The organism is Pseudomonas sp. ME-P-057 (assembly GCF_030208975.1).
In the GTDB taxonomy this organism is placed as follows: Bacteria; Pseudomonadota; Gammaproteobacteria; order Pseudomonadales; family Pseudomonadaceae; genus Aquipseudomonas; species Aquipseudomonas lutea.
Genome location: NZ_JARVSX010000009.1, coordinates 22,905 through 34,797 on the forward strand (window position 1 = coordinate 22,905; position 11,893 = coordinate 34,797).

3 protein-coding genes (1 of these 3 running past the window's edge) are annotated in these 11,893 nt (G+C 63.9%); all 3 read left to right on the forward strand.

Annotation, left to right across the window (positions count from 1 at the left end; all coding sequences use genetic code 11):
- Nucleotides 1-7,990, forward strand: the 3' end of a protein-coding gene (locus QRN48_RS03685; protein ID WP_285348977.1) for a non-ribosomal peptide synthase/polyketide synthase. Its footprint begins 8,273 nt before the window's first position; 7,990 of the gene's 16,263 nt are visible here — the last part of the coding sequence; its start codon lies off the left edge, out of view; it ends in the stop codon at nt 7,988-7,990.
- Nucleotides 7,983-9,413 carry an aspartate aminotransferase family protein gene (locus QRN48_RS03690; RefSeq protein WP_285348979.1) on the forward strand — a complete coding sequence of 477 codons (1,431 nt, stop codon included), beginning with the start codon at nt 7,983-7,985 and terminating at the stop codon, nt 9,411-9,413. Before QRN48_RS03685 ends, QRN48_RS03690 begins: the two co-directional genes overlap by 8 nt.
- 173 nt (nt 9,414-9,586) lie before the next feature.
- A complete protein-coding gene (locus tag QRN48_RS03695; RefSeq protein WP_502944562.1) occupies nt 9,587-11,800 on the forward strand; it encodes a TonB-dependent siderophore receptor in 2,214 nt (737 codons plus the stop codon).
- Nucleotides 11,801-11,893 lie beyond the last annotated feature (93 nt).

Below are 11,893 nucleotides of genomic sequence, written 5' to 3' on the forward strand. Positions count from 1 at the left end.
CGCAGCCGCGGAAAACCGCACGCCGCAGCTCGCGCCATTGCCGGTGCAGTACACAGACTTTGCCGTGTGGCAGCGTGACTGGCTGGCGGCAGGCGAGGGCGAGCGGCAATTGGCCTACTGGCGCGAGCAACTGGGCGACCAACACCCGGTGCTGGAGCTGCCGACTGACCGCCCACGGCCAGCGCAGCAAAGCTATCGCGGCGACCGCCTGATGTTCACCTTCAGCTCCGCGCTGAGCCACCGTTTGCGAGGCTTTGCCAGGGAGCAGGGCGTCACGCCGTTCATGGTGATGCTGTCGGCGTATCAGGTGTTGCTGCACCGCCTGAGCGGGCAGAACGATGTGCGCGTTGGCGTGCCGATTGCCGGCCGCTCCCGGCTCGAAGTCGAGGGGCTGATCGGTTTCTTCGTCAGCACACAAGTGCTGCGCGCCAACCTGTCGCCCGGCCTCAGCTACCGCCAGGTACTGGAGCAGAGCACGGCCTGCTCGCTGGATGCCCAGGCCCATCAGGACTTGCCATTCGAGCAACTGGTCGAGGCACTGCAACCCGAACGCTGCCTGAGTCACAACCCGTTGTTCCAGGTGGCATACGACCACCAGCAGCGTGACTTCGATGCGCTCGGCGGTCTGCCCGGTTTAGACGCCGAGGTGCTGCCGCTGAATGACGGCAGCAGCCAGTTCGACCTGGCGCTTAACACACATGAAGACGCCGACCGCACGCTGGGCGGGTCGTGGACTTACGCCACGGATCTGTTCGACCACGCCAGCATCGAGCGCCTTCATGCGCGCTTTAAGCAGCTGCTGGCCCAATTGCTGGCAGCGCCGGACGTTGCGATTGGCGACGTCGAGCTGCTGGACACTGAAGATCGCGCGCAGTTGGCAGCGGTCAATGACTCAGCGCGGAACTGGGCTGAGTCGGAGCCGTTCGTCCACCGTCATTTCGAGCGCCTGGCACAGCTTCATCCCGAGCGGGAGGCTTTGCGCTTTGGCGATGAGGTCCTGAGTTATCGGGAGCTGGACCAGCGGGCCAATCAACTGGCCCACCGCCTGCGAGAGCAGGGCGTGGGCCGGGAATCGCTGGTCGGCGTTGCGGCGTTGCGCTCTGTTGAGATGGTGGTAGCGCTGTATGGCGTGCTCAAAGCTGGCGCTGCCTACGTGCCGCTTGATCCGGAATACCCTGCCGATCGTTTGCGCTACATGCTGGAAGATGCCGGGGTTGGCTTGTTGCTGAGCCACGATGCCGTCATCCACGATCTGCCGGCTGTTGGAGGCCTGCGAGTGCTCAATCTCGATCATCTGGCGCTGGCGGATTATCCGCTCACCGCGCCGAAGGTCGAGCTACACCCCGAGCAACTGGCCTACATGATTTACACCTCGGGCTCGACCGGCAAACCGAAAGGCGCCGGCAACACCCACGCCGCGCTGTTCAACCGGTTGGCGTGGATGCAGGAGGCTTACCGCCTTGATGGCTCCGACGCGGTGCTGCAAAAAACGCCGTTCAGTTTCGACGTCTCGGTCTGGGAGTTCTTCTGGCCGCTGATGGTGGGCGCACGTCTGGTGGTTGCTCAGCCGGGGGATCATCGCGATCCGCGGGTGTTGAAAGCCCTGATCGAACAGCAACAGATCACCACGCTGCATTTCGTCCCGTCGATGCTTGCTGCCTTCATGGCGCAGGACGATCTCAGCGGCTGCGCCTCGCTCAAGCGCATCGTCTGCAGTGGCGAAGCCTTGCCCGCCGATCTGGCGCGCGAGACCCTGCAGCGCCTGCCGAATGCCGGGCTGTTTAATCTGTACGGCCCAACCGAAGCGGCCATCGACGTCACCCACTGGACCTGCCGCGACGAGCCGGGCGCGTCGGTGCCCATTGGCGCCCCAATCAGCAATTTGCAGATTCACATTCTCGACAGCCGCCTCAACCCGCAACCCATCGGCGTCCCGGGTGAGCTGTACATCGGCGGCGCTGGCCTCGCGCGCGGCTACCACCTGCGTCCCGGTCTCACTGCCGAGCGTTTCGTCGCCAGCCCCTTTGGCAGCGGCGAGCGCCTGTACCGCACCGGCGACCTGGCGCGTTGGCGTGCCGACGGCGTGGTGGAATACCTCGGCCGTCTCGATCACCAGATCAAGTTGCGCGGGCTGCGCGTTGAAATCGGCGAAATCGAATCAGCGCTGCTCGATCACCCGGCCGTCCGTGAAGCCGTGGTGATCGCTCGCGAGCTGGCCACCGGCATGCAGCTGGTCGGCTACCTCGTCGCTGATGAACTCGACGAAGAACACCTGCGCGAGCAGTTGAAACAGCGCCTGCCGGACTACATGGTGCCGGCGCATTTCGTGACCCTGGACAGCCTGCCGCTGTCGGCCAACGGCAAGCTCGACCGCAAGGCCTTGCCAGACCCACACATTCAGCAGCGGGCTTTTGAAGCCCCGCTGCCTGGAGTCGAAGCGCAACTGGCGTTGCTCTGGCAAGACCTGCTCGGCGTCCCCCAGGTCGGCCGTCAGGACAATTTCTTTGCCCTCGGCGGGCACTCGTTGCTGGGCATCCAACTGGTGGCGCAGGTTCGCCGTGACCTGCAACTGGAGATGCCGCTGCGTGCGTTGTTCGATGCGCCACAGCTGGCGGATCTAGCGCGGTACCTGAGTACCCGGGCCGTCGCCACGTCGATGCCGACGCTGCGTCCGCGTATCGACCGGGAATTCGCCCCGCAGTCGTTCGCCCAGCAGCGGCTGTGGTTCCTCGCGCAACTGGAACCGGACAGCGTCGCGTACAACCTGCCGTGCGTGCTTGAGCTGCGCGGCGCGCTGATGCTCGATGCCCTGCAGCAGACCTTCGATGCGCTGGCCGCCCGTCACGAAACCCTGCGCACCTGCTTCCGCCCGGCGGCGACGCAGCGCGGAAATGCGCTGCCACAGCAACGGATTTTGCCGGTCAGCCATGTGCCTGTCGTGCGCCATGATTTGCGCAACGAGGCTGATCCGCAGCAGGCGTTCGAGGCGCTGGCGCAGGGCTTCATGAATCAGCCGTTCGATCTGGACGCCGAGCGCGCGCCGTGGCGTGTGGCCGTGGCGCGGCTCGACGAAGAGGAGTGGCGCCTGCTGCTGTGCATGCACCACATCATCTCCGACGGCTGGTCGGTGCAGGTCATGCTCGAAGACTTCGCCGCGCTGTATCGCCGGTTCGCCCAAGGCAGCGACGTGCAACTGGCGCAGCTGCAGCTTGCGAAGATAAGTGTGCAGTACGCCGACTACGCCGCCTGGCAGCGCGAGCACTTGAGCGGCGCAGAGCGTGAGCGCCAGTTGAACTGGTGGCGCGAGGCGCTGGGTGATGAGCAGCCAGTGCTGGAATTGCCGGCGGACCGTTCGCGTCCCGCTGAACGCGACGGCAAAGGCGGGCGCCATGCGTTCGTCCTTCCTCAGGATTTGGCAGAGGCGGTGCGAGAGACGGCGCGGACTCACGACGCCACGCTGTTCATGGTGTTTCTGGCCTCATTCGATACGCTGCTCTATCGCCTCAGCGGCCAGCGCGATCTGCGCATTGGTGTGCCGGTGGCCGGGCGTGCCGAGGTGCAGACGCAGCGCCTGATCGGCTTCTTCGTCAATACCCTGGTGTTGCGTGCGCAGGTCAGCGGGGAGCAGCCGTTTACCGGTTTGCTGGCCCAGGTCAAAGACAACCTGCTCGGTGCGCATGCCCATCAGGACCTGCCGTTCGAACAACTGGTGGAAGCGTTACAACCGGCGCGCAGCCTCAGCGTCAACCCGCTGTTCCAGGTCAGCTACAACCACCAGCAGCAGCCGGACATGTCGTTGTTGCAGTTCGACGGCTTGCGCTGCGAGGCTCGCCAGTGGGACATCAAGGGCACTCAATTCGACCTGGTCCTGGGGACCTTCGAACACGGCGACGGCCGTATCAGCGGCTACCTCGACTACGCGACTGACCTGTTCGACGCGGCTACCGTGGCGAGGCTGCATGAGCAATGGATCACCCTGCTGCGAGGGATTTGCGCCCGCCCGCAGACGGCCATCGGCGATCTGCCGTTGCTCGGCGAAAGCGATCTGGCGGCTCTGGATCAATGGAACACGCCGCCGTTCTCGCCGTATGTGAACCGCCCGATTCACGAGCTGATTGCCGAGCAGGCGCGCATTCGTCCCCGAGCCATCGCGCTGGTCCATGGCGAACAGCGCCTGACCTTCGCCGAGTTTGACCGCCGCGCCAATCAGTTGGCCCACGCCTTGCGCACCCACGGAATCGGCACCGAAGTGCGCGTGGCGATTGCCACGGAGCGGGGGATCGACCTGTGGGTGGCATTCTTCGCCGTGCTCAAATCCGGCGGCGCCTACATTCCGATGGACCCGGACTACCCGACCGAGCGCCTGCGCTACATGCTCGAAGACGGTGGCGTGAAACTGCTGATCAGTCACGACGCGGCACTGGATCGCGTGCCGGTGGGCGACGTGCCGTTGCTCAATCTGGACACGCTGGATTGTTCATCTGAACCGGTCACGGCGCCCGACGTGGTGATTCACCCCCAGCAACTGGCTTACCTGATTTACACCTCGGGTTCGACCGGCAAGCCCAAGGGCGCGGCCATCGCCCACGCCGACATCTCGATGCACATCCAGACCATCGGCGAGCGTTACCGCTTCACACCCGAGGACCGCAAATTTCATTTCCTGTCGATCAGCTTCGACGGCGCCCACGAAGGCTGGATGATGCCGCTGTGTTACGGCGCCCGCGTGGTGCTGCGCGATCAGGAACTGTGGAGTGTCGAGCAGACCTACGACACCTTGATCCGTGAAGGCATCACCGTGGCCTCGTTCCCGCCGAGCTACCTGCGCCAGTTGTCGGACTGGGCCGGCGTGCAGGGCAAGGGGCCGGGGGTGAAAACCTACTGCTTCGCCGGCGAAGCCTTCAGCCGCGAGATGCTGCATGACGTGATTCGTAATCTGCAGCCGCTGTGGATCATCAACGGTTACGGCCCGACGGAAACGGTGGTCACGCCGACGCTGTGGCTGGCGTCGGCCGAAACCGCTGACTTCACCACCGCCTATGCGCCGATTGGTGATCTGGTGGGTGATCGCCAAGGCTACGTGATGGACGCGGATTTGAACCCGTTGCCGCAGGGCATCGCGGGTGAGTTGTACCTGGGTGGCGCTGTCGCAAGGGGTTATCTGGACCGTCCGGGCGCCACTGCCGAGCGCTTCCTGCCGCACCCGTTCCGGGCGGGCGAGCGCATCTACCGCAGCGGCGACCGCGTGCGCCTCAACAGCGAAGGGCTGCTGGAATACCTCGGCCGAATCGATCACCAAATCAAGATTCGGGGTTTCCGCATCGAAGCCGGTGAAATCGAAGCGGCGTTGAAAGGCTGCGACGGCGTGCGCGAGGCACTGGTCATCGTGCGTGACGGCGCGAGCGGCAAGGTCTTGCTGGGATATGTAGGCGGCTACGGCCTTGCGGAGGACAGCCTCAAGCAACAGCTGAAAACCACGCTGCCGGAATACATGGTGCCCGCGCATATCATCGTCATGGAACGCTTGCCGCAGTTGCCCAACGGTAAGCTCGATCGCAACGCGCTGCCCGATCCGCAACTGAGCACGCAGGCTTTCGAAGCGCCCCAGGGCGAGCGCGAAGTGCAGCTGGCGAAGGTCTGGCAGCAATTGCTTGGGGTGGAGCAACCCGGTCGACGCGACAGCTTCTTTGAGCTCGGCGGCGACTCCATTCAGTCACTGGCCGTGATCACCCGTCTGCGCCAGGTCGGGCTCAAGCTGCTGCCCAAAGACGTGTTCAGTCATCCACGGCTCATGGACCTGGCCCTGCGCCTGACCGCCATCGACGCCAGCGCCATCCCGTTGACCGAGGAAACGCCCAGCGGACCCGTGCCGTTGACGCCGATTCAGGCGCACTTCTTTGAACAGCCGATGGCCAACCGCGCGCACTTCAATCAGGCGTTGCTGCTGGATGTGCGGCGGCCGCTGGAAGGCGAACTGATGCGCCAGGCCGTGCAGGCGCTGCTGACTCACCACGACGCGCTGAACTTGAGCTTCCACGCCCAGGACGGGCGCTGGCAGCAGACGCACCGCCAGACACCTGCCGCTGACGGCCTCTGGCTGCGGGACGTCGCCGACGACCACGCCATGACCGCGCTCTGCGAACAGGCCCAGCGCAGCCTTGATCTGCATGACGGTCCGCTGTTGCGCGTGGTGCTGGCGCACACGCCGCAGGGGCAAAAGCTGTTGCTGGTTGCCCATCACCTCGTCGTCGATGGCGTGTCGTGGCGCGTGTTGCTGGAGGACCTTGCCCGGGCTTACACGCAATTGGCGGCTGGCAACGCGGTGGACCTCGGGCCGAAGTCCAGCAGCTACCAACGCTGGGCCAGGCATCTGGTCGACGCTGCGCAGGGCGCCGAACGGCAGGCGCAAGTCGGGCTTTGGCTGGATCAGGTCGGTACGGTCGCGTCGGTCTGGCCTGTCGACCACCCCGAAGGGCGCGCCCCGCAACAGGACCTTGCGCAGTGTGAACTGCTGCTGGACACGGGGCTGACCCGTCGGCTGTTGCGTGAGGCCCCGGCGGCACTGGGGGCGCGTACCGATGAAATCCTGCTGGCGGTGCTGGCCGACGCCCTGAAGGGCTGGACTGGCCAGAATGACAACCTCATCGCGCTGGAAGGTCACGGCCGCGAAGCGTTGGTTGACGGTCTGGACGTCGGCCGTACCGTGGGCTGGTTCACCAGCCTGTTCCCGTTGCGGGTGCGTGCTGCAAACGACATCCGCCAGACCCTCGTCGGCGTGCGTGACAGCCTGCGTGGCTTGCCGGACAAGGGCGTCGGCTTCGGTCTGTTGCGCTATCTGGGCAGCGACTCGGCACGCAAGGCCCTGGCCGCGCTGCCCGAGCCCAAGGTGGTCTTCAACTACCTGGGGCAGTTCGATCAGGACCTGGGGGATGGACGCTTTACCCCTTCGAAGGTCTCGGCCGGCACGCTGGTAGACCCTGCGACGCCGCTCAACCGCGAGCTGGAAATAAACGGCCAGGTCTTCGCCGGGCAGCTGGGGCTGACGTTCCGCTTCAGCGGTCAGCGTTACCAGCGCCAGACCATCGAGCGGCTGCAAGGGGCGTATCACCAGGTCTTGATCGCGCTGCTGGACAGCCTGCCTGCTGCACAACCAGCTACGACGCAAAGCCATGCTGCCAGTGGCGAAGGTGTCGGCAACGCGGGCAGCCGTGGTCAAGGCATCAGCCGCGAAGGCACGCCGAACCCGTTGCTTCGCCTGAGCAGCGGTGCCAGCGATAAACCGGCGGTGTTCTGCGTCCACCCGGTCAGTGGCACGCTGGTCGGTTACTACGCACTGGCTCGCCGTTTGTCTGCGCAGTGGGACGTTTGGGGCGTGCAAAACCGACAGGTACTGGACGGCGAGTGGCGTGACTCCTCCATCGAACAAATGGCCCGCGACTACGTCAAGGCCCTGCTCGAACAGCAGCCGTCCGGCACGTACCGACTGATCGGCTGGTCGATGGGCGGGACGATGGTGCTTGAGATGGCCCGTTTGCTGACCCGTCTCGGCAAGCGCGTGGCGTTCGTCGGCCTGATCGACGGCTACGTGCCGGGCGCCGGTCAGCCGCGTCCCGCGATGCCGGACAGCCTCGCTCCTGAAACCTCGGCGCTCGACGCTGATGACGGGGGCCTGGAAGCCGACGCCCACTGGCAACAGTTGCTCGGCGTCGAACGGCACATGCGCCAACTGGCCAATCAGTGCCACAAGATCCACGCCCTCAGCGTGCCGGTGTACGCCTGGTGGGCCGAGCGCTCGCCGGAAAATAACGATAACGCACCGGCTCTTCTGGAGCAGGGCATGGGCGTTCGCTTGCAGGTTTCCGCCTGGATCGACGCCGACCATCTTTCGATCGTCCGTGATCAGCAGTTCATCACCCAGCTTGCCGAGGCCCTCGTGCAGGTCAGCGAACGCCCTCATTCACACGATTTCCAGGAGCACGAACATGCATAGCCAATACAACGTGACGCCGATCGCCGCGCGCGCCAGCGAGTCACTGTCGAACAGCCCCGAGCATGGGCTGGCCAACGCCGATTACCGGTTCGCCCCGACCGCGCGGCTGGAACGCCAGGCGGCCGTGGAATCCAACGCACGCAGCTATCCGCGGCGCATCCCCCTGGAACTCAAGCGCGCTCAAGGCATTCACGTGCAGGACAGCGAAGGGCGCTGGTTCATCGACTGTCTGGCGGGGGCCGGTACGCTGGCCTTGGGGCACAATCACCCCGAAGTGATTCAGGCGATGCGCGACACCCTCGACGGCCAGCGTCCGCTGCACACCCTGGACCTGATGACCGAAGCCAAGGACGATTTCATCAACGAGTTGTTCGCGTTGTTGCCGGCTGAATTTGCCAAAGACGCGCGCATTCAGTTCTGCGGCCCGGCCGGGACCGATGCCGTAGAAGCGGCGCTGAAACTGGTCCGCACCGCCACCGGACGCAGCAATTTGATGGCGTACCACGGCGCTTATCACGGCATGACCCAGGGCGCGCTGGCGCTGATGGGCAATCTCGCGCCAAAGACCTATCTGGACGGCATGGGCGGTGGCGCGCAGTTTTTGCCGTTTCCCTACGACTACCGCTGCCCGTTCGGGGTCGGTGGTGAAGCAGCCGAACGCATCGGTCTGCACTACATCGAGAACCAGCTCACCGACCCGGAAAGCGGTGTGCTTCCGCCAGCGGGGATGATTCTGGAAACCGTGCAGGGGGAGGGCGGTGTCGTGCCCACGTCAGCCCACTGGCTGCGCGAAATCCGACGCATCACCCGTGACGCCGGCGTGCCACTGATTCTCGACGAAATCCAGTGCGGCGTGGGTCGCACCGGCAAACCGTTTGCCTTTGAACACGCGGGCATCGTGCCGGATGTGCTGGTGCTGTCCAAGGCCATCGGTGGCAGTCAGCCGATGGCGGTGGTGGTCTACAACAAGTCGCTGGACGTGTGGAAACCGGGCTCCCACGCCGGCACCTTCCGTGGTAATCAGTTAGCCATGGTCGCCGGCTCCACCACATTGCGCATCGTCCGCGAACAGCAGCTGGACCTGCACGCTGCTGCCATGGGCGAGCGGCTGATCGGCCACCTGCGTTCGCTGCAGAGAGACTGCCCGCAGATGGGCGATGTGCGCGGCATGGGCCTGATGCTGGGGGTGGAAATGGTCGACCTCGATGGCCGTCCCGACGCACTGGGCCACTTTCCCCATAGCGGCGCGCTGGCGTCGAAGGTGCAGCGCGAATGCCTGCAGCGCGGGTTGATCATCGAAGTGGGCGGGCGTCACTCCTCGGTCATCCGCTTCCTGCCGCCCTTGATTGTCACGGCTGCGCAGATCGATCAAATCGCCGACATCTTCGCCGCCGCCGTTCACGCTGCTGTGCAGCACCCCTGATCACGCTGTAACGCCCGCGATACAACAGCGAGGCCAGGGATGGCCATTCGCCAAAAGCCAAGAATAATAATGGTAATGAGAACCGTTCTTTGTTACATTTTCACGCTTTTTTGACACATGCAGTCAAACTTTGGGGCGTGGCCCCGTGTAAATTCAAGGGAGGGGGAGTTCGGATGGCGAGCAACAATAAGGGTCTTTTCAAGGTGAACGCCTTGGCAGCGCTGGTCGCAACAGTCGCCTGCCACGGCTCGGCCTGGGCCGCAGAAGCGCCGGCCAACGCACAGGGCGCCACCATCGAACTGCAGAATTCGATGGTCACCGGTGAAGCGCCCGAAGGGCAGGAAACCGTGGGCTATCAAGTGAAAAACAGCACCGCTGGCACCAAGACCAGCACGCCACTGTCGGAAACCCCACGCTCGGTGTCGGTGGTGACTCGCCAGCGCATCCAGGATCAGGGCTCGCAAACCCTGACCGACATCCTCGGTTACGTCCCCGGCATCTTCGCACCGCCGTTTGCGGTCGGCGACGCCCTGGCCGGTGATCTGTTCTTCATTCGCGGCTACAACGCCACCGATTATGGCTATGGCCTGCTCAAGGACGGCTTGCGTCTGCAGGGCAATCGTTACGACACCACCACCGAACCCTATGGCCTGGAGCGCACCGAAGTGTTCCGTGGCCCGAGCTCGATCCTGTACGGCGAAAACGCGCCAGGCGGGCTGGTCAACCTGGTCAGCAAACGGCCTACCGAAACTGCGCAGGGCGAAGCGAAATTCAGTTACGGCAGCAACAACCGCCGACAGCTGTCCCTCGACGTGTCCGGCCCGCTGACCGACGACAACCGTATTCTGGGCCGCGTCGTCATGCTCGGTCGCAACGCCGACACCCAGGTCGACTCGGTGCCGGACGACCGTATCTACATCGCGCCGTCGATGACCTTCAACTTCGACGAAGACACCGCGCTGACACTGCTTTCCTCCTACCAGCGCGACCGCACCAAACTGCTGCTCGGCTATCCGGCGGCGGGCACGCTGTTGAACAATCCCAACGGCAAGATCGGCAAGGATCAGTTCAACGGCAACCCGAACTGGGATGACTTCGAGCGCGAAACCTGGACCCTGGGGTACGAGTTCAAGCACCAGCTCAACGACACGTGGCAGTTCCGCCAGAACTCGCGCTACATGCAGTCGCGTCTGGACCGTCACGAGACCTGGCCAAACAACCTGAACAACCGCGGTTTCGGCACCACGCTGAGCAGCACGGCCTACGACCGCGACAACAAGTCGATCACCTATTCGGTGGACAACCAGTTCGAAGGCAACTTCACCTCCGGGGCGCTGGAGAACACCGTACTGCTGGGCGCGAGCTACGATCGCACCTCGTTCAATCAGGACTGGGATGCCGGGCTTGGCGGGACCTACAACGTCTTCAATCCGGTATTTTCGCCGGTGACGCCGAACACCACGCAGTACGTGCAGAACTCGCAACTCGATCAGCACATGTACGGCACCTACGCGCAACTGCAAAGCAAGTACGACAACTGGATTTTCCTGGCCGGCGGGCGTCAGGACTGGGTTCACAGTGAATACCGTAACCGCGCCAGCGCTCGGCGTGCAGGCAGCGCCGCCGTGGCCGGTACCGATCTGGACGGATGGGACAACGAGTTCAGCTGGCAAACCGGGCTGATGTATCAGTTCGACAACGGCTTGTCGCCATACGTCAGTTATTCCACGGCGTTTACCCCGGCGCAGCAATCGTCGACCCCGACCGGGGGGCTGTTCGATCCGATCAAGAGCGAGCAGTACGAGATGGGCCTGAAGTATGAGCCCAAGGGCTGGAACACGACCTTCAGCGCGGCGGTGTTCAATCTCACCAAAACCGACGATGTGGTGCCGGACAGCACCGGTTTCAGCCGCCAGGTCGGCAAGACCGAGTCGAAGGGCGTTGAGCTTGAGGTGAACAGTGATGTGACGAAGAACCTCAGTTGGACGGCTTCTTATACGTACACCGATGCGCGCGTGACCAAGGACACGGCGGGGTCGTTGTTCAAGGATCATCAGTTGACGGGTGTGCCGCGCAATCAGGCGAGCACGTGGGCGACGTATCGCTTCCTCGACGGTCCGTTGAGCGGTTTCCACGTAGGCGGCGGGGTGCGTTATTTCGACAATACGTTCGCGTATACGGCGCCGAGTCTGTACGGGAAGTTGAAGACGGGCGATGTGACGCTGGTGGACGCGTTGGTGGGGTATGACATCGACAAACATTGGTCGGTGGATGTGAACGCGAAGAACCTGTTCGACAAGGAGTTTGTGAGCGGCTGCAATAACGCGGGTCGGTGTTATTGGGGCGAAGAGCGGACGGTGATGGGTACGGTTGCGTTTCGCTGGTAATCCGAAGATCAAGAGCGGCTCTGCCTAACGGCAGAGCATTTCGCCTTCGGCGAGTTACTTTTAAAAAGCCGGGAGCCGGACCAACCAAAAGTA

Bases quoted from the DNA above. Each gene is read 5' to 3' on its own strand.
- QRN48_RS03690 (WP_285348979.1), top strand. From the start codon at position 7,983: ATGCATAGCCAATACAACGTGACGCCGATCGCCGCGCGCGCCAGCGAG.
- QRN48_RS03695 (WP_502944562.1), top strand. From the start codon at position 9,587: ATGGCGAGCAACAATAAGGGTCTTTTCAAGGTGAACGCCTTGGCAGCG.